General features: G+C 39.9%; 18 protein-coding genes and 4 tRNA genes. 18 read left to right on the forward strand and 4 right to left on the reverse strand.

What is annotated here, in order from left to right:
* Positions 1 to 83: 83 nt before the first annotated feature.
* The 3 genes from ppnP (at position 84) to ACZ5QH_RS01565 (ending at position 2,273) form a co-directional block, all read left to right on the forward strand.
* Positions 84 to 407, forward strand: a complete 324-nt coding sequence (gene ppnP / locus ACZ5QH_RS01555; RefSeq protein ID WP_004718357.1) for a pyrimidine/purine nucleoside phosphorylase — start codon at positions 84 to 86, stop codon at positions 405 to 407.
* Between the two features lie 160 nt (positions 408 to 567).
* A complete protein-coding gene (gene rlmB / locus ACZ5QH_RS01560; RefSeq protein ID WP_004818598.1) occupies positions 568 to 1,323 on the forward strand; it encodes a 23S rRNA (guanosine(2251)-2'-O)-methyltransferase RlmB in 756 nt (251 codons plus the stop codon).
* A gap of 38 nt (positions 1,324 to 1,361) precedes the next feature.
* The gene (locus ACZ5QH_RS01565) at positions 1,362 to 2,273 is read left to right on the forward strand and encodes a DMT family transporter (RefSeq protein ID WP_303577776.1); all 912 of its coding nucleotides are present in this window, start codon (positions 1,362 to 1,364) and stop codon (positions 2,271 to 2,273) included.
* A gap of 68 nt (positions 2,274 to 2,341) precedes the next feature.
* Here the strand turns inward: ACZ5QH_RS01565 and coaE are convergent, their stop codons facing one another.
* The 4 genes from coaE to pilB are packed head-to-tail and all read right to left on the reverse strand — an operon-like array spanning position 2,342 to position 6,824.
* Positions 2,342 to 2,941 (reverse strand): dephospho-CoA kinase, encoded by a 600-nt coding sequence (gene coaE, locus ACZ5QH_RS01570; RefSeq protein ID WP_303577775.1) that lies wholly within the window; start codon positions 2,939 to 2,941, stop codon positions 2,342 to 2,344.
* Positions 2,942 to 2,967: 26 nt separating this feature from the next.
* The gene (locus ACZ5QH_RS01575; protein WP_303577774.1) at positions 2,968 to 3,849 is read right to left on the reverse strand and encodes a prepilin peptidase; all 882 of its coding nucleotides are present in this window, start codon (positions 3,847 to 3,849) and stop codon (positions 2,968 to 2,970) included.
* A gap of 2 nt (positions 3,850 to 3,851) precedes the next feature.
* On the reverse strand, positions 3,852 to 5,084 hold the full coding sequence (locus ACZ5QH_RS01580; RefSeq protein WP_303577773.1) for a type II secretion system F family protein: 1,233 nt from the start codon (positions 5,082 to 5,084) through the stop codon (positions 3,852 to 3,854).
* A gap of 27 nt (positions 5,085 to 5,111) precedes the next feature.
* A complete protein-coding gene (gene pilB, locus ACZ5QH_RS01585; RefSeq protein WP_303577772.1) occupies positions 5,112 to 6,824 on the reverse strand; it encodes a type IV-A pilus assembly ATPase PilB in 1,713 nt (570 codons plus the stop codon).
* A gap of 277 nt (positions 6,825 to 7,101) precedes the next feature.
* Between pilB and tpiA the strand changes: the two genes are divergently transcribed.
* The 15 genes from tpiA (at position 7,102) to ACZ5QH_RS01660 (ending at position 18,161) form a co-directional block, all read left to right on the forward strand.
* Positions 7,102 to 7,896 carry a triose-phosphate isomerase gene (tpiA, locus tag ACZ5QH_RS01590; RefSeq protein WP_303577771.1) on the forward strand — a complete coding sequence of 265 codons (795 nt, stop codon included), beginning with the start codon at positions 7,102 to 7,104 and terminating at the stop codon, positions 7,894 to 7,896.
* Between the two features lie 9 nt (positions 7,897 to 7,905).
* Complete coding sequence (secG, locus tag ACZ5QH_RS01595) at positions 7,906 to 8,247, forward strand: preprotein translocase subunit SecG (protein ID WP_303577770.1); 342 nt, start codon at positions 7,906 to 7,908, stop codon at positions 8,245 to 8,247.
* 53 nt (positions 8,248 to 8,300) lie between these two features.
* Positions 8,301 to 8,385 (forward strand) — tRNA-Leu (locus ACZ5QH_RS01600).
* A gap of 44 nt (positions 8,386 to 8,429) precedes the next feature.
* A tRNA-Met gene (locus ACZ5QH_RS01605) sits at positions 8,430 to 8,506 on the forward strand.
* A gap of 76 nt (positions 8,507 to 8,582) precedes the next feature.
* Positions 8,583 to 8,659, forward strand: a tRNA-Met gene (locus tag ACZ5QH_RS01610).
* A gap of 100 nt (positions 8,660 to 8,759) precedes the next feature.
* A tRNA-Met gene (locus tag ACZ5QH_RS01615) sits at positions 8,760 to 8,836 on the forward strand.
* A 202-nt stretch (positions 8,837 to 9,038) separates the two neighbouring features.
* Entirely contained in the window at positions 9,039 to 9,563 is a 525-nt protein-coding gene (gene rimP, locus ACZ5QH_RS01620; protein WP_004818614.1) for a ribosome maturation factor RimP, read from the forward strand.
* 34 nt (positions 9,564 to 9,597) lie between these two features.
* Complete coding sequence (gene nusA, locus ACZ5QH_RS01625; RefSeq protein ID WP_303577640.1) at positions 9,598 to 11,082, forward strand: transcription termination factor NusA; 1,485 nt, start codon at positions 9,598 to 9,600, stop codon at positions 11,080 to 11,082.
* Between the two features lie 10 nt (positions 11,083 to 11,092).
* The gene (gene infB, locus ACZ5QH_RS01630; protein WP_004718332.1) at positions 11,093 to 13,801 is read left to right on the forward strand and encodes a translation initiation factor IF-2; all 2,709 of its coding nucleotides are present in this window, start codon (positions 11,093 to 11,095) and stop codon (positions 13,799 to 13,801) included.
* The gene (locus ACZ5QH_RS01635; RefSeq protein WP_151802277.1) at positions 13,801 to 14,196 is read left to right on the forward strand and encodes a ribosome-binding factor A; all 396 of its coding nucleotides are present in this window, start codon (positions 13,801 to 13,803) and stop codon (positions 14,194 to 14,196) included. Before infB ends, ACZ5QH_RS01635 begins: the two co-directional genes overlap by 1 nt.
* Before the next feature lie 117 nt (positions 14,197 to 14,313).
* Positions 14,314 to 15,012: a tetratricopeptide repeat protein gene (locus tag ACZ5QH_RS01640; RefSeq protein ID WP_303577641.1), complete on the forward strand. Its 699-nt coding sequence runs from the start codon at positions 14,314 to 14,316 to the stop codon at positions 15,010 to 15,012.
* Positions 15,013 to 15,238: 226 nt separating this feature from the next.
* Positions 15,239 to 15,829: a LemA family protein gene (locus tag ACZ5QH_RS01645; RefSeq protein WP_303577642.1), complete on the forward strand. Its 591-nt coding sequence runs from the start codon at positions 15,239 to 15,241 to the stop codon at positions 15,827 to 15,829.
* 83 nt (positions 15,830 to 15,912) lie between these two features.
* Positions 15,913 to 17,040, forward strand: a complete 1,128-nt coding sequence (locus tag ACZ5QH_RS01650; protein ID WP_303577643.1) for a TPM domain-containing protein — start codon at positions 15,913 to 15,915, stop codon at positions 17,038 to 17,040.
* Positions 17,034 to 17,600: a TPM domain-containing protein gene (locus ACZ5QH_RS01655; protein ID WP_303577644.1), complete on the forward strand. Its 567-nt coding sequence runs from the start codon at positions 17,034 to 17,036 to the stop codon at positions 17,598 to 17,600. The genes ACZ5QH_RS01650 and ACZ5QH_RS01655 overlap by 7 nt, the downstream gene beginning before the upstream one ends.
* A 201-nt stretch (positions 17,601 to 17,801) precedes the next feature.
* The gene (locus tag ACZ5QH_RS01660) at positions 17,802 to 18,161 is read left to right on the forward strand and encodes a prepilin-type N-terminal cleavage/methylation domain-containing protein (protein WP_303577645.1); all 360 of its coding nucleotides are present in this window, start codon (positions 17,802 to 17,804) and stop codon (positions 18,159 to 18,161) included.
* Positions 18,162 to 18,181 lie beyond the last annotated feature (20 nt).

An 18,181-nucleotide genomic window follows, 5' to 3' on the forward strand; every position in this document is an offset into this window, starting at 1 on the left:
AACATAGATTGATTAGTTTGCGGAGCAACATTAAACTACATCGAACATAATTTTTATAAATGCGCATTATCTGGAGAATACGCATGTCAGCTCAGTATGATCATGTATCAGTAGTTAAAAAATCTAATGTATATTTTGGCGGTTTATGTATTAGCCACACTGTGCAGTTTGAAGACGGAACCAAAAAGACTTTAGGGGTTATTCTTCCAACAGAAGAAGCTTTAACATTTGAAACACATGTGCCTGAACGCATGGAAATTATTTCTGGTGAATGTCGCGTTAAAATCGCAGACAGTGAAGAAAGTGAGTTGTTCCGCGCAGGTCAGTCATTCTATGTGCCTGGTAATAGTCGTTTTAAAATTGAAACGGATGACGTTTTAGACTACGTTTGCCATTTAGAAGGCTAATTAAAAAAGCTTTGCTTAAAGTAGACCTACGCTGTTGTTTTTAAATTAGGCAAAGAATTTTTAAGCGAAATCGGTTAGACTAAAGCATCAAATAGAATCCTGTAAAGTTGGCTTTGCAGGATTTTTCATTTCTATCATCATGTTGTTAATGAGGTTGTTCATGGCGAAGTCCGAATATTATTATGGCGTTCATTCAGTGGAGTCATTATTGGAGTTAGAACCTGAACGTGTTTTAACCTTATTTACCTTAAAAGGTCGTGATGATCAGCGTTTACAGCGCATTCTCCAACTTGCAGAGCCTTTTGGAATCAGTGTCCAAAAAGCAAGTCGTGATAGCTTGGAAAAGTTGGCAGGTCAACCTTTTCACCAAGGCGTGGTCGCAGCTGTTCGCCCACATCCTGTATTAAATGAAAAAGATTTAGATCAGCTTTTAGAATCAACCCAACAACCTTTATTGTTGGCTTTAGACCATATCACGGATCCGCATAATCTGGGCGCATGTATCCGTACAGCGGCAGCTATGGGTGTAGAAGCGGTGATTGTTCCGCGTGACCGTGCAGCAACATTAACCCCGACTGCACGTAAAGTTGCGGCAGGTGGGGCTGAAAAGGTGAAGTTTATTCAAGTCACCAATTTGGCGCGTACGCTTGGACAAATCAAAGAAAATTATAATGTTCGTGTGGTCGGCACTATGCTCGATGAAAAGGCGTTGCCTATTCAGAAGTTTGATTTTACAGGAACACCAGTATGTGTGGTGATGGGTGCGGAGGATACTGGGTTACGTCCAATCACCCAATCGCAATGTGATCAAACTGTATTTATTCCGATGGCTGGAAACTTACAAAGTTTAAATGTAAGTGTGGCTACTGGTATGGCGTTGTATGAGGCATGCCGTCAACGTCAACAAAGTGAATGATTTAATTTAAATTATATCGGTAAGATTAGAGAAGCAACATGATGACCTCCCGTACCCAAGGCTACATGTATGTCGCCATTACAATGTGTATTTGGGGAGGTTTTACGATTACCTCAAGACTGAATGCAATTTGGCATATCAGTCCATGGGATATCACAGCATTACGCTTTTCTTTGGCATTTTGTATTCTGATGCCGATTTTAATCTATAAAAAAGACACGGCTTTCCTATTTAACAAACAACCCTTTATTTTGGCGATGATTGGCGGTGTTGCCTATTGTTTGACGTCATATAGCGCGTTTCACTTTGTCCCTGCGGCACATGCTGCCATTTTTTTAAATGGTTGTATTCCATTGTGTACAGCTTTAGCTGGTTTTTTACTGTATCGCCAACCATTTGATAAACATATATGGATCAGTTTAATCATCATGCTCTCTGCGATTTCTGTGATGAGTTTTTTGATGTATAGCGAAACAGGCGTTGCTTTTGGTATTGGTGATTTACTGTTTTTTATCAGTGCAATTTGGTGGGGGACTTTTACTGTATTACTGCGTCAATGGCAACTTTCCGCATGGCACGCCATGGCAGGTGTTGCGATTTGGTCGGCGATCGTTTATGTTCCAATTTATTTGTTGTTTTTGCCTAAACATTTAGATCAAGTGTCTACGCCACATTTGGTCATGCAAACGTTGTTTCACGGTATTTTTGTGGTGATCATTGCGACTTTGGCTTATGTCGAAGCAATTAAACGATTAGGTGCTTTTAAAACAGGCAGTATCGTCACACTTGCACCCTTTATTGCCGCAATTATCGCCGTACCCTTGTTAAATGAACCGATAAGCCTTGCAATGCTGTGCGGTTTGATTGGTATGGGCATTGGTGCTTTACAACCGTGGCGTTGGTTTACACATAAAGACAGTTTGCAAAAGCAGTTGGACGAGAAGAAATAGATCAAACAGGTTAAATCGATACAAAATTGATTGATAGAAACCTATTTTAAAGTAATGAGGCACACAATTTACTGCTGTGCCTGTTTTAGATACTGTTGATGTAAAGACTCTAATTTTGCGTATAGATGATCAATATGCCCATCATTGAGCACAATATCATCTGCTAATTTTTGCTTTTTGTTACGCGGCATCTGTGCCGCAATAATTTTCTGAATCTGTTCGATGGATTGGCCATCTCGTTGCGAAGCGCGTAAGATTTGCATGTCTTCACTGGCATCAATCAGTAGAGCGCGCTGGGTGAGTTCATGTTGGTTGGTCTCAAAAAGCAGGGGAGAAACCAAAATTACATAAGGACTGGTTGCTGCTTGTAATTGTTGAATAATCTCAGCACGAATCGCAGGATGGGTAATTGATTCAAGTTGTTGTCGTGCTAATGGGTCTTTAAAAATATGTTCTCTCAATGCACGACGATCAAGTTCACCATTGCTTAATAGTACCCAATCCCCAAAAACGTCTTTAATTTGTTGAAGCGCGGGCTGTCCTTTTTCAACAATTTCTCTTGCAACAATATCAGCATCAACAACTGTAATCCCTTGGGTTTCAAACCACTGACTTGCTGCGGATTTACCGCTACCAATTCCACCTGTTAAACCCAAGATAAACGTCATTGCGCATTCCTAATACTGTGTTGAAATTATTGACCCAAATATACTTTCATAATTTGCTCACCCCATAAAAACGCAATCCATCCTGCAATTGCAATATAAGGACCAAAGGCAAAAGGGACATTTTCTTTACGAATCTTAAGTAAAATAATACCAATGATCGCACCCACTACAGAAGACAGTAGGATAATTAACGGTAACATCAAGGGCCCCATCCAAGCGCCAAGTGCAGCAAGCAGCTTAAAGTCACCATAGCCCATGCCTTCTTTACCTGTCACTATTTTAAATAGATAGTAGACAATCCAAAGACACAGGAAGCCAATAATATAACCCCAAATTGCAGCACTTGGTGTTGTATAAAGATGATATGAGTTAATACCTAAACCCATTGCAGCCAAGTTTAAGGTAAAGCGGTCTGGAAGTAACTGAGTGTCAAAATCAATAAAAGTAAGCGTGATCAGCACCCAAGTCAGTAGTACACCAAAAACCATTTCTAAAGTGGGGCCATAAACAGCAACCACTGTTAATGAACACACTGCAGTTAAAAGCTCAACAAATGGATAACGAATACTAATCGGGTTTTGACACGAAGCACATTTACCTCGTAAAGCCAACCAACTGATGATGGGGATATTTTGATACCAACGAATTGGGGTTTTACATTGGGGACAGGTGGAGGCTGGTTGACTGAGACTGAGTTTTTCTTCATCAATCACAATCTGTTGTGAGCCTGCCAGTAATTGGCATTCTGCATGCCATTCCTGTCGCCATTCTTTTTCCATCATCTTGGGAGTACGGTAAATGACTACATTTAAAAAGCTACCAACACATAGCCCTAAAACACCAACAGTCAGATAGAGTGCGATTGGTGATTGAATCAGAAAATTTAAAAAATCATGGAGCATATTCATCATTATCCGCCAACCACAGAACCCATTTGGAAAATAGGCAGATACATCGCAATCACTAGACCACCCACAAGTACGCCTAAAACAGCCATAATTAATGGTTCCATCATTGAGGTTAAGCCATCTACAGCATTGTCGACTTCATTTTCAAAATGCGTTGCAACTTTATCTAACATCGCATCCAATGCACCAGATTCCTCTCCAATCGCCACCATTTGAATGGCCATAGAAGGAAATTTATTGGTGACACGCATAGCAAAATTAAGTTGTTGTCCAGTGGCAACATCTTCTCGGATTTTCATTACAGCTTGTTCATAAACCACATTATTGGTCGCACCTGCTGTGGATTCTAAAGCTTCAATTAAAGGGACCCCTGCGGCAAAAGTTGTGGCAAGTGTACGGCTATACCGTGCAATGATGGCTTTATAAACCAGATCGCCAAAAATAGGCAGCTTAAGTACTGTCCGATCTAGAAAATTTTGGAATTTTTTACTGCGTTTTTTTGCTTCTAAAAAAGCAGTAATTACAACACCAATAAATAGGATTAGAATAAACCAATATTTTTGCATCCAATTGGACATATTCACCACCATCTGCGTAAATGCGGGGAGGTCTGCACCAAAAGAGCTAAATAAATCCTGAAAGACGGGTACCACTTTGACCATTAAAATAATCGTCACAATAAGAGCAACCACAATCACTGAAATTGGATATTTCATGGCTTTTTTAATTTTTTGCTTGAGTAATTCACTTTTTTCTTTATAGATTGCCACTCGATCAAGCATGGTTTCTAAGGCACCGGATTGTTCGCCAGATTCTACTAATGAACAAAATAAGTTGTCAAAATAACGTGGATATTTTCTTAATGCCCCAGCAAAGGTATTTCCCCCTTCGACCTCGCCTTTAATCCCCAGTACAATTTCGCGCATAGAGGGATTTTCTAGTCCTTCTGCAACGATTTCAAAGCTTTGTACCAATGGCACACCCGCTTTCATCATTGTGGCGAGTTGTCGTGTGAAAATGGTGATATCTAAAGTGGAAATGCCTTTTTTCATTAAACCTTCAAGAATATTTTTCTTTTTTTCTCGAATGGTTTTAATGGTGATGCCTTGTTTTCGTAAGGTAACTTTGGCAAGTGCCATATTGCGTGAAGGTAATTCCCCTTTAACCTTGATCCCTTTACGATCAACCCCATCATAAGCAAATGTAGGCATCATTTGAGCTTTTTTAGCTGCCATCATAATTTCCTTGAATATTGATTATATTTATTCGCTGGTCACACGGTTAATTTCTTGTAAAGAAGTTAAGCCATTGATGACCTTAATTAAACCTGAACGTCTTAGATTATCAAACCCCAATTTTTCAGACGCCGCTGCAATTTGAAGTGCATTGCCATCTTCCATGATAATTTTTGAAATTTCAGGTGTTACTTTCATCACTTCATAGATCCCGACTCGACCTTTATAGCCTTCACGGCATTCACTACAGCCCACAGGTTGAAAAATTTGTAAATCGGGGTTACTTAAATCTTGTTCAGTAAAGCCCATTTCTAACAGACTCTGTCTAGGGATTTCAACAGGTGCTTTACAATGATTACATAAACGTCTTGCCAATCGTTGTGCAATCACAAGATTGACTGAGGTGGCAATGTTAAATGAAGGCACACCCATATTACGTAAACGGGTTAATGTTTCAGGTGCGCTGTTGGTATGTAGGGTAGACATCACCATATGACCCGTTTGAGCAGCCTTAATCGCAATTTCAGCAGTTTCAAGGTCTCGAATCTCACCGACCATGATAATGTCAGGATCTTGACGTAGGAATGATTTTAGTGCCACAGAAAATGTGAGGCCTGCTTTAAGATTGACATTGACTTGATTGATCCCTTCCAAGTTAATTTCGACTGGATCTTCGGCTGTGGAAATATTTGAACTTTCTGTATTGAGGATATTTAAGCCCGTATAGAGAGAAACAGTTTTACCTGAACCCGTGGGTCCTGTAATCAGTAACATGCCTTGAGGTTTTTCTAAGGCTTCCATAAATAGTGCTTTTTGCTTTTCTTCATAACCCAATGCATCAATACCCAACATGGCACTGGAAGGATCAAGAATACGCAGTACCAATTTTTCGCCAAATAATGTCGGTAATGAGTTCACACGAAAATCAATGGCTTTGGTTTTTGAGAGTTTTAACTTAATACGACCATCTTGTGGAACACGCTTTTCAGAAATATCCATTCTAGACATCACTTTTAAGCGTGAGGCTAAACGACTTGCCAGTTGTAAAGGGGGATTGGTAATGGTTCTTAGTACACCATCTACACGATAACGCACCCGATAACTTTTTTCATAAGGTTCAAAATGTAGATCTGATGCACCCATACGAATTGCATCGACTAAGAGTTTATTGATATATTTAACAATAGGTGCTTCTTCTTCAGAGGTTTGCTCATCATCTTCTGATGGCGGTGTGTCATCAGTGGCAATGACATCAACGTCAAAATCTTCATCACCAAAATTAAAGCTTTCCTCTACCGTAAAGTGCTTTTCTAAATATTTTTCTAATTTATGATGTTCAACAATGATCGGTTCAATATTCAAACCGCAGTTAAAACGAATGGCATCCAGCGCTTCTATATTGGTTGGATCACTGGTGGCGACATATAAAATATTGCCGCGTTGCACCAATGGAATCACTTTATGTTTGCTAACTAAATTTGGATCAATAAGATCCTTGGGCAGCATTTCAGGATTAAAGCTGTCCAAATCAAAAATGGGCTCTCCAAATTCTTGGGAGATCATTTCAGCAATGATTAGTGGCGTTATATTTAGTTTTTCACTGAGATAAGCAACAATACTCACTTTATTTTTTTGAGCGTTACTGAGCGCATCTTTCATTTGCTGGGCAGATAAAAAACCTTCGTCGACTAAGCGACGGATATACCCCGAAAACTTAGGTGAACCATTTTGCATAGACATCCCCAAAACACATTAAATTTCATTTTATAATTTGAATACGAAAATTATACGATGATCCTTAGAAATATCTAGAATTAAACGTATTTTTTATAGAAACATATTTGAAAATAACTTGAGCCAATCAGGCTTTTTAACATTATCTTTGAAATGATTTATGTTTCATTCCTTATTATTAAAGCATGACTTTAAATGAGATGACTGAATTGATAAAGAAAAAATACTTTAAAAATATAAATTCCGTGTAGAATGTGCACATTTTCGATAAAAGGTTAGATGTATGTCGGGTTCGACTATTACTCCTTGGGTTGTCGGCAATTGGAAAATGAACCCAATGCAAGCGAATTCGCAACAGCTCATTCAAGATTTAAATCAGTATTTACAACAATCACCGATTACAGAACAACAATGTCATATTGGTGTTGCGCCTATTTCTATTGCATTACTGTCTGTGCAAAAATTACTTAAAGATGCAGATTCACCAGTCAAAGTTGTCGCACAAGATCTTTCTCAAATGGAAGGCACAGGCGCTTATACCGGCGAAGTCAGTGCTGAACTACTCAAAGACAGCCAGATTGATTATGTGTTGATTGGGCACTCAGAACGTCGAGAAATTTTTGGCGATGATGTTGCAAAAATTAAAGCGAAATTATCAAATGCTTTAAATGCTGGGCTTCAAGTGATTTATTGTGTAGGTGAAAGCTTAGAACAACGTGAAGCAGGGCAAGCAGAGCAAGTGGTCTTACAACAAATTTGTGATCTCGCAGCAGTTGTAAAAGCAGAGCAATGGCACAATATTGTGATTGCCTATGAACCGATTTGGGCGATTGGAACAGGTAAAACAGCCTCTCCACAAGATGCCCAGACAATGCATGCAAAAATTCGTGAAGGTTTAACTCAAATTACGGCCCAAGCTCAACATACCGCGATTTTGTATGGCGGTAGTGTCAAACCTGAAAATGCAGTAGAGTTAGCTGCTTGTCCAGATATCAACGGTGCGCTGGTTGGTGGTGCATCACTTAATGCTGAGTCATTTTATAAAATTGCTCAAGCATTTGCTAAAACAGAAGAATAGGAGTTCAGCATGCATACATTTGTGCTGGTTGTACATATCATCTTGGCCGTTTTGATGATCGGGCTTATCCTCGTTCAACATGGTAAGGGTGCAGATGCAGGTGCATCATTTGGTGGCGGTGGTGCTGCAACAGTATTTGGTGCTTCAGGTTCTGCAAGCTTTTTAACTCGTTTAACTGCGATTCTCACGGCTTTGTTTTTTATCACCAGTTTAAGTTTGGCGGTGTTTGCTAAAAAACAAACTTCAGATGCGTATGGTTTAAAATCTGTACAGACCAGCTCTCAAACGGTACCAGCTGCACCAGCCAATACGGGTGAAACTTCACCAACTGCACCAAAAACTGGCGAATAATGCCATTTAGTTCTTTCTTTTTCTGAATGATGCGACTAGAATGCGTCACAGCTGCGGTGGTGGTGGAATTGGTAGACACGCTACCTTGAGGTGGTAGTGCTTTCGGGCGTGGGGGTTCAAGTCCCCCCTTCCGCACCAACAATGAACCAGATTGTTGGTGTTAGCAGCTGAAAAAACATTGATGCGGGATGGAGCAGTCTGGTAGCTCGTCGGGCTCATAACCCGAAGGTCGTTGGTTCAAATCCAGCTCCCGCTACCAATTTAATTAAGATGCAACTTAATTAAAGGTCATTTAAGTTGAAAAATTTAGCTGATGTGTGAATTTGCAGTGTTGTTGCGGGATGGAGCAGTCTGGTAGCTCGTCGGGCTCATAACCCGAAGGTCGTTGGTTCAAATCCAGCTCCCGCTACCATTTTGATTAAGGTGCAACTTAATCAAGCAAGAAATTCAATGTATCAGTTAATGATAGATTGAAAAAAATAAATTTCTTGTGTATAATTTTGCAACGCTGATGCGGGATGGAGCAGTCTGGTAGCTCGTCGGGCTCATAACCCGAAGGTCGTTGGTTCAAATCCAGCTCCCGCTACCAAGTTTCTAAAAGGGCTCACAGATAGGTGGGTCTTTTTTGCATAGTGAACTTCGGTTTACTGTGCGATAATAGGGGCGATTACGCCCTTTTTTATTGGCTATCGTGTAGTGTGGACATCAATTGGTCAAAAAGACATGCTTCACTATAGTAAGTTTGAATTAGTCCGATGAGCGATTGAATCGCACAAATATGACGAGAGTAAATGAAGCTATCAAATAAAACTCAAGCACTTCAAGATTTAATCACTCCTGCAGTGCAAGCTTGTGATGTAGAACTTTGGGGAATCGAATTTATTCCTCAAGGTAAGCGTTCTTTATTGCGTATTTATATCGACAAAGACGTTGTGGAAAATGCTGAACCAACAATCAATGAAGATGGTGAAGCAGAATTGGGTCGTGGTATTGGCGTACAAGATTGTGTACGTGTGACTCAGCAAGTCGGTGCAATATTAGATGTACATGATCCAATTTCAGGTGAATATGCTTTAGAAGTATCATCACCAGGTTGGGATCGGCCATTCTTCCAGTTGGCACAGTTAGAAAAATACATCGGACAACAAGTTGCATTGCGTTTGATTGCTGCAGTTGAAAATCGCCGTAAATTCCAAGCAAAATTAATTGCTGTAGATTTAGAAAATGAATTCATTCAAGTCGAAGTTGAAAACCAGCAAGTACTTGAGATCGATAGCAACAATATAGACAAAGCGAATTTGATCTTTCAGGATTAATCCAGAAATAGAAATCTGAATAAATAGGTGACTTATGGCTCGTGAAATTCTCACCGTCGTTGAAACGGTTAGTAATGAGAAAGGTGTAAGTCGTGAAGCAATTTTTGAAGCGCTTGAACAGGCTTTAGTTGCAGCGACGAAAAAGAAATTCTACGAAGGAACGAATTCGGAAGAAGCTCAGTTACGTGTAGAAATTGACCGTAAAACAGGTGATTACAGCACTTTCCGTCAATGGGAAGTTGTTGCTGATGAAGATCATGAAATGCCAGCATGTCAAGATGCGATTTCTGATGTTGATCCTGCTCAATGGTCAATTGGTGATATCCGTGAGTTAGAAGTACCATCAATTGATTTTGGTCGTATTGCAGCGCAGATTGCTAAACAAGTCATTGTGCAAAAAATTCGCGAAGCTGAACGTGCTTTAGTGGCGGATGCTTATGAAGCTAAAGTCGGTGAATTGATCTATGGTGAAGTGAAAAAACAAACCAAAGATGGCTTCATTATTGACTTAGGTGATAACGCAGAAGCGTATTTAGCGCGTGAAGAAATGATTCCTAAAGAAATTCTTCGTCCTAAACAGCGTATGAATGCAATTCTTTACAATGTGAACCGTGAAGGTCGTGGTGCACAACTCTTGTTGTCACGTGCTAAACCTGAAATGCTGATTGCATTAATGAAAAAAGAAATTCCTGAAATTTCTGAAGAAATCATTGAAATTAAAGCAGCAGCACGTCAACCAGGTGTACGTGCAAAAATTGCGGTTAAAACCAACGATCATCGTATTGATCCAGTCGGTGCGTGTATTGGTATGCGTGGTACACGTATCCAAGCGGTACAGTCTGAGTTAAATGGTGAACGTATCGATGTTGTGGTGTGGTCTGATGATCCTGCTCAATATATCGCCAGTGCCTTAGAGCCTGCGGATGTATCTGGGATTGTGATTGATGAAGATGCACGTACAGCAGACATTATTTTTGCAACCAGTGATCAACTTGCGCGAGCAATTGGTTCACAAGGTCAAAACGTCCGTTTGGCATCAGAGCTTACGGGCTATAAATTAGATATGATGCTTGAAGATGAGTACCGGGCTCGTCAACAAAATGAAGCTCAACAGTATTTAGACATGTTTGTAACACGTCTTGATATTGAAGAAGATCTTGCAATGGCTTTAGTAGAAATGGGCTTTACCTCACTCGAGGAAATCGCTTATGTTCCTGCGGAAACTTTCGATGAAATCGAATTAGATGCAGATACAGTTGAATTGCTACAAAGTCGTGCAAAAGAAGCAGCTTTAGCTGATGCGTTAAAGCAACAAGAAGATATTCAGGACCCAAGTCCAGAACTTGTTGCGATGGAAGGAATGTCTTCTGAAATTGCGCATGCTTTAGCAGCACGTGGTGTGGTAACAATCGATGACTTAGCTGACCAAGCAACGGATGATATCTCTGATATCGACGGTTTAGGCGCTGAGAAAGCAGGTCAATTGATTATGAAAGCACGTGAATCATGGTTTAACTAGGAGGTAATACATGACGGATAAGTCAATTCAAGAGTTAGCGGTCAGCGTAGGACTTCCTGTTGCAAAGCTCCTTGATCAGGTGCGTGAAGCTGGATTGCCACAAAAACAGGCTGAAGATAAAATTTCTACTGAACAGCAAGATGTTCTCGTGAACCATTTGAAAAAAGCGCATGGTCAAGATACGGGACAAGCAGGACAAATCACGTTGAAACGTAAAACGACAAGTACAGCTAAAGTTGCGAGTACTTCAGGTAAAGCGAAGACAATTAACGTAGAAGTTCGTAAGAAACATACGTTTACTAAGCCAGACCCTGAACAAATCAAAGCGGAAGCTTTGGCGAAAGCTCAAGCAAATGCTCAAGTGACATCAACTCAAAAAGTACAGCAAAATACTGTAGTGAGTGGAGTTGAAAAAACTGAAAGTTCAGCGAAAGCAAATTTAGAAAAAATGCGTGCTGCTGCAAAACAGCAAACAGCTGCAAAAGAAACACCAAAAGCAGCTGTTGTTGTAAAGCGTAAATCGACCAATAAGCCGATTACCAAAGCAACCGTAAAAACCATTGAAACTCCTGAGCAGAAACGTGCACGTGAAGCTCAAGCAGCACAACTGAAAGCGACTGAAGAAGCAGCTCGTCGTAAGTCAGCAGAAGAAGCTCAACAACGTACGCTTGAGCAAATGCGTCAAATGGCGTCTAAGTATTCTTCTGATGAAACAACGACAACGATTCGTGTAGTTGATGATTCGCCGTTGGCTGCTGGTTTGGTTGGTCAAGCATATGAAGATTCATTTGCAAAAGAAGACCGTGAAATCAAACGTGGTACCAATACTGCAAATACACGTTCTCCTAAAAAAGGTGGTCGTCGTGGTCAGGAAGAGCAATCTTTCAGCCATAATCCGCATAAACGTGGTTTAAAAACCAGTCAAGCCAATAAACATGGTTTTGAAAAACCAGTTAAAAAGCAAGTTTATGACGTTGAAATTGGTGAAACTATTGTTGTTGCAGATCTTGCAGCAAAAATGGCAGTTAAAGTTCGTGAAGTGATTAAATCACTCATGAAAATGGGTGAGCTTGTTACTCAGAACCAAGCCATTGAGCAAGAAATTGCAGCATTGATTGTTGAAGAAATGGGTCACAACCCAGTACGTGTATCTGATACACAAGCTGAAGATAACCTACTTGAAGCAGCAGAAGAAGCGCGTGGTGCACAAACAACACGTGCGCCAGTTGTAACGATCATGGGTCACGTTGACCATGGTAAGACATCGTTACTTGATCGTATTCGTCGTGCCAAAGTTGCACAAGGCGAAGCGGGCGGGATTACACAGCATATTGGTGCTTATCACGTTAAAACGGATAAAGGAATTATTACTTTCCTTGATACGCCTGGACATGCTGCATTTACTGCAATGCGTTCACGTGGTGCTAAAGCGACTGATATCGTGGTACTTGTTGTTGCAGCGGATGATGGTGTAATGCCACAAACTGCGGAAGCAATTGACCATGCGCGTGCTGCGGGTACTCCAATTATTGTTGCAATCAATAAAATGGATAAAGAATCAGCTGATCCAGATCGCGTATTAAATGAATTGACAACCAAAGAAATCGTGCCTGAACAATGGGGCGGTGATGTACCGGTTGCAATGGTTTCAGCGCATTCTGGTCAAGGTATCGACGAACTTCTAGATTTGATTTCAATTCAAGCTGAAATGTTAGAGTTGAAAGCGTCTGAAGAAGGTGCTGCTCAAGGTGTTGTAATTGAAGCACGTGTAGACAATAGCCGTGGTGCGGTAACGTCTATCCTTGTTCAAAACGGTACACTGAAAGTAGGTGACTTGGTTCTTGCAGGTGCATCTTACGGCCGTGTTCGTGCGATGACCGATGAGAATGGTCAACGTATTCAATCTGCAGGTCCTTCAATTCCAGTTGAAATTTTAGGTCTTCCAGAAGCGCCAATGGCGGGTGATGAAGTTCTTGTTGTTAATGACGAGAAAAAAGCACGTGAAGTTGCCGATGCGCGTATGGATCGTGAGCGTCAAAAACGTCTTGAACGTCAAAGCGCGATGCGTCTTGAGAACATCATGGCATCAATGGGCAAAAAAGATGTGCCGATTGTAAATGTTGTTCTTAAAACTGATGTACGTGGTACCTTGGAAGCGTTACATGTTGCACTTGCTGATCTTGCAACTGACGAAGTTAAAGTACGTGTCATTGGTTCAGGCGTGGGTGCAATCACTGAGTCTGATGTGACCCTTGCTGAATCTTCAGAAGCGGTACTTCTTGGCTTTAACGTACGTGCAGATAATACCGCGCGTCAAAAAGCAGATGCAGATGGTATCGACATTCGTTACTACTCAATCATCTATCAACTTATTGATGATGTGAAAGCAGCAATGAGCGGAAAACTTGCTCCTGAACACCGTGAAACAATTCTAGGTGTTGCGGAAGTTCGTGAAGTATTCCACTCAAGTAAGTTTGGTGCTGCTGCAGGTTGTATGGTACTCGAAGGTGTATTACATCGTAATAAACCAATCCGTGTACTACGTGATGATGTTGTGGTATTCCAAGGTGAGCTTGAGTCTCTTCGTCGCTATAAAGAAGTGGTTGAAGAAGTTCGTGCTGGTATGGAATGTGGTCTTGCCGTGAAAGGTTATAAAGACATCAAAGCACTTGATAAAATCGAAGTGTATGATGTTCAGTTGATTAAACGGAGTCTTTAATGGCGGGTAGTCAACGTCTTAAGCGTATGGCAGATACAGTACAACGTGAGTTGTCAGAACTGATTCGCCAAGAGCTGAAAGATCCACGCTTAGGTGGTCTAGTGACCATCTCTGCAGTGAAAGTCAGTCCAGATCTAGGTTATGCGGAAGTTTATGTTACCGTGATGGGGCGTGAACTTGGCGATGAGCAAAGTGAAGCGGCAAATAAAGAAACTTTAGATGTTTTAAATAAAGCATCTGGTTTTTTACGCCACGAATTAGGTCGTCGTATTAAAACGCGTATAACTCCGCGTTTGCGCTTTCATTATGATAAAACCAATGCCTATGGTAACTATATGTTTGGTTTAATCGCAGAAGCAGTGAAAGATTTACCTGAGCAAAAAGACGAAGAATAAAAGTAATTAAAATTAAGAAGCCACCTTAGGGTGGCTTTTTTATGTCTTTTTATACATCTAAAGTATGTTTAAATTCTAAGTTAATTTTTTTTAAATAATTCAATTGAGAATAATAAGATGAAGCTAAAATTTTATATCCCTGTGATTGGGTTGTCCGTGATCTCTGTTACAGCCCATGCTTGTATCAATACTTATGCTTTTGAGTTGGGTTATGGCGGATTAGATCAAAAAACTGCTCAAAAGCAATTGGCACAAGGTCATTTACCTAAAACCAAATCTGTTGAGGATTTAAATGATTATGGTATTTTGCTGATTTATGCACATCAATACGATCAAGTGATTCAAATATTTAAACAAATTGAAAAAACCCATCCAAATCTTGCTAAAACCGCTGCGAACTTAGGGACAGCATATGAACTGGCTGGGCAGTCTGAAAAAGCAAAATATTGGATTGAACAGGGTATGCAACGTGATCCAAATCTTCATCAGGGCAGTGAATGGATTCATGTTAAAATTTTAGATGCGAAAATCCAACAACAAAAAGATTCTACATGGATTCAACATCACGATGTTTTAGGGTTGGATTTTGGTCAAGCAGCCGAACCAAAGGCAAAGGTTAAAACTGTACAATTTCAAAAACAACATTATGATTTAAATAGAATCTTATTTGATAGCCAAATTCAAATGGATCAACGGTTAAGGTTTGTAGATCGTGATCCAATCACTGCGCAAATTATATTTAATATGGCCAATATTGAAATGCTGAATTATAACTTGGCGGATAAAACAGTAGATTTGCTTTATCGGCGCGCTTAAGATATCGGCTATCTCAACCCGAAATTAATTGAGACACGTTTAGATTATTTTCAACATTCTAAATGGTTTCGCTTTAAGGCATTTTTTGTCAATATCTATCAAACATTCAAAAATTTAATTGTATGATCATTGGCTAGGTAGCAGAAATTAAACAAAACTTTGCCTTAAACTGTATAGAATGCAGAGATATCAACAAATACAAATAAATATCTCTGAGGAATTGGCAATGAATTCAATGAAAAAAGGTTTAGTTGCACTTACATTGGCAAGTACTTTGGCTTTTTCAGGTTGTGGCTATAACACTTTGCAAGCCAAAGATGAGTCAGTAAATGCGGCATGGTCAGAAGTTGAAAACCAATATCAACGTCGAGCAGATTTAGTGCCTAACCTGGTCAATGTCGTCAAAGGTTATGCAACGCATGAAGAAAAAGTTTTAACTGAAGTGACTGAGGCGCGTGCCAGTGTTGCAGGTTTAAAAGTAGATAAAGAAGTATTGAACGATCCTGAATTGTTTAAAAAATACCAAGAAGCACAATCACAAATGACGGGTGCATTATCTCGTCTTTTAGCAGTGACAGAAAATTATCCAGATTTAAAAGCCAATGAACAATTCCGTGATCTACAGGTTCAACTAGAAGGTACGGAAAACCGTATCAGTACTGCACGTACACGTTATGTAGAATCTGTCCAAGATTACAACACTTATGTACGTCAATTCCCTCAAGCAATGACTGCTAAAGTGATTGGTATGAAAGCCAAACCAAACTTTAGTGCAGAAGCGGGTGCATCTAAAGCGCCAACAGTTAATTTTAATTAATGATGTGATTTCATTTCACTGTCTTTAAAGCATGCTGAAAAAAGATAGGCTAAGAATATTCATTATTAAATAAAAGGTGACCTATGATTGAATGGCGAGAAAAATCAGTAATGAAAAACATGAGTACAATATTATTTGTATTTCTAGGACTGATGCTTTCTGTTCAATCAAGTGTCTGGGCTGAAACTGCGACAGCCACAGATGAGCAAGAGGCACAAGATGCGATTGTTTTGGGCAAAGTGGTACCCAATGCCAATTTACCTAATGTGATTGGTTCAAAACCACCAGATAATCAAAATCAAGTAAATCAAACGTCAACTACACAACAAGCCCCTCAAAGTCCCGTACAAAACGTACCCCCAGTCGCCAATGATATGGCAGAGGGCGAAACTACTCGAAATATTCCCACACTGAATCAGCCTGTCGTTGATCAAGCTAAGGTTTTATCTGCAGCTGAAAAGCAAAATTTAGAACAACAAATTCGTGATATATATCGCCAAGGCAAAGCGCAAATCGGCATTATTATTGTCCCAACTACGGGGCAAGAAGGTATTTTTGATTTTGCAATGCGGGTTGCTGAGCAATGGAAGTTAGGTTCAGCAAAACAAGACAATGGTTTATTGATTGCAGTCGCAGTCAATGATCAAAAAATTCATATTGCAACAGGTTATGGTTTAGAAGGTGTACTTCCTGACATTCTGGTCAGTCGAATTATACGCAATCAAATCACCCCTGATTTTAAACAGGGGCAATATGCTCAGGGTTTACAGGCAGGTGTCAATGAGATTGAGCGTATTTTAAATCTTGACCCTGAAATTGCCAAACAAGCCGCAGATGAGCTAAAAGCGCGGCAAACCCAAGCACTGCAAGAACAAGAGGCCAAGGATCGAACCTTAACCACTGCTATGGTGATTTTGGTGATAGGTATCTTTGCATCATTTATTGTCGGTAATCGTTTAAGTGCGGCAGTTGCGGGTGTGACAGCAACCGTTGCAGGTCTGATTTATGGCTCAGGGATTGTGATGAGTCTGGTTTTGGGTTTTGGTATATTCTTCTTGTTGATTACATCATTGGCACAACTCATTTTCCAAATGTTTCTATCAGGTGGTGGGCGTGGTGGAAGCGGTGGAGGAGGCGGTTTTGGTGGTGGGGGGGGCTATAGTGGCGGCGGTGGTGGTTTTGGCGGTGGAGGAGCATCAGGCTCATGGTAACAAAAACAGATACAACAACAATTGTGACTGAACCGAAGTTACAGGAGCAGGTACAACCGAGCTTTAAACGTTGGTTAAAACACGTTTTATATATGCCTGCATCAAAACGCTATTTTTCAAAGCAAGATCAACACGCCATTGCACAAACTGTGACGCAAGCCGAACAAGGTCATGTCGGCGAAATACAAGTGGTGATTGAGGGACATATTCCAAGTCATCAGGCATATCATCAAAATACACGTCTCAGAGCACAACAATTATTTGCTGAATTGGGTGTGTGGGATACCGAATATAATAGTGGCATTTTGTTGTATTTAAATTTGTGTGAGAAGACAGTAGAAATTGTGATAGATCGTGGTATTTATCAAGCAACAACGCAACAAACCTGGCAACAGATTTGCGATGTGATGATTTCAGAGTTAAAAAACAAAAATTATCGAACTGCAGTCACCAATGGTGTCGTAGAAATTGGTCAAATTTTAAATTTATTTTATGGTAAGCAATATGCTCAGGTTGCCAATGTTAATGAGTTAACAAATCATCCAATCATTGTGAATTAATCTGGTTTTTGGTGACAATAAATGTCACTTTTTTACGTATAATTACGTAAAAATATAAGCGGCAAAAAAAAACTTGTAAAGGGTTACATTCTCTCTAAAATCAAAGAGTCTCGATTGGTTGTTGATTTTTTCCACAAAAAGGAACAGCCATATAAATTGCTCTAAAAGCTATAAAAATTTTTAAAACATTGGAGAAATGTTATGAATGCTCAAAAAGGTTTTACCCTGATTGAATTAATGATCGTTGTTGCAATTATTGGTATTCTTGCAGCGATTGCAATTCCTGCGTATCAAAACTATACAAAACGTGCTGTAGATAGCCAATGTTTAGGTGCTACACAGAACTTCACAGCAAAATGGAATTTATATGTATCAGATACAGCTTTAACTACTTCTGATGCAACTCCTAAACCTGTTGTAGCTGATTTTAATACTGCTAATTGTGCAATTACTGCACCAACAGCTGATGATGCTACAGATATTGCTGCAACTATTAAAAAGGGGATTAGCTCGGGTGTTAACTGTAAAACTTCAAGTGGAAAATGTGAATTAGTTCCATAATATTAAATAAAAATAAAGAA

The organism is Acinetobacter sp. Ac8 (assembly GCF_055392545.1).

Coding starts and splice junctions, on each gene's coding strand:
- infB (WP_004718332.1), top strand. CDS start 11,093: ATGACGGATAAGTCAATTCAAGAGTTAGCGGTCAGCGTAGGACTTCCT.
- pilB (WP_303577772.1), bottom strand. CDS start 6,824: ATGTCTATGCAAAATGGTTCACCTAAGTTTTCGGGGTATATCCGTCGC.
- ACZ5QH_RS01645 (WP_303577642.1), top strand. CDS start 15,239: ATGAATTCAATGAAAAAAGGTTTAGTTGCACTTACATTGGCAAGTACT.
- ACZ5QH_RS01660 (WP_303577645.1), top strand. CDS start 17,802: ATGAATGCTCAAAAAGGTTTTACCCTGATTGAATTAATGATCGTTGTT.
- ACZ5QH_RS01655 (WP_303577644.1), top strand. CDS start 17,034: ATGGTAACAAAAACAGATACAACAACAATTGTGACTGAACCGAAGTTA.
- ACZ5QH_RS01565 (WP_303577776.1), top strand. CDS start 1,362: ATGATGACCTCCCGTACCCAAGGCTACATGTATGTCGCCATTACAATG.
- rimP (WP_004818614.1), top strand. CDS start 9,039: ATGAAGCTATCAAATAAAACTCAAGCACTTCAAGATTTAATCACTCCT.
- ACZ5QH_RS01580 (WP_303577773.1), bottom strand. CDS start 5,084: ATGGCAGCTAAAAAAGCTCAAATGATGCCTACATTTGCTTATGATGGG.
- ACZ5QH_RS01575 (WP_303577774.1), bottom strand. CDS start 3,849: ATGAATATGCTCCATGATTTTTTAAATTTTCTGATTCAATCACCAATC.
- tpiA (WP_303577771.1), top strand. CDS start 7,102: ATGTCGGGTTCGACTATTACTCCTTGGGTTGTCGGCAATTGGAAAATG.
- ppnP (WP_004718357.1), top strand. CDS start 84: ATGTCAGCTCAGTATGATCATGTATCAGTAGTTAAAAAATCTAATGTA.
- ACZ5QH_RS01635 (WP_151802277.1), top strand. CDS start 13,801: ATGGCGGGTAGTCAACGTCTTAAGCGTATGGCAGATACAGTACAACGT.
- coaE (WP_303577775.1), bottom strand. CDS start 2,941: ATGACGTTTATCTTGGGTTTAACAGGTGGAATTGGTAGCGGTAAATCC.
- nusA (WP_303577640.1), top strand. CDS start 9,598: ATGGCTCGTGAAATTCTCACCGTCGTTGAAACGGTTAGTAATGAGAAA.
- ACZ5QH_RS01640 (WP_303577641.1), top strand. CDS start 14,314: ATGAAGCTAAAATTTTATATCCCTGTGATTGGGTTGTCCGTGATCTCT.
- secG (WP_303577770.1), top strand. CDS start 7,906: ATGCATACATTTGTGCTGGTTGTACATATCATCTTGGCCGTTTTGATG.
- ACZ5QH_RS01650 (WP_303577643.1), top strand. CDS start 15,913: ATGATTGAATGGCGAGAAAAATCAGTAATGAAAAACATGAGTACAATA.
- rlmB (WP_004818598.1), top strand. CDS start 568: ATGGCGAAGTCCGAATATTATTATGGCGTTCATTCAGTGGAGTCATTA.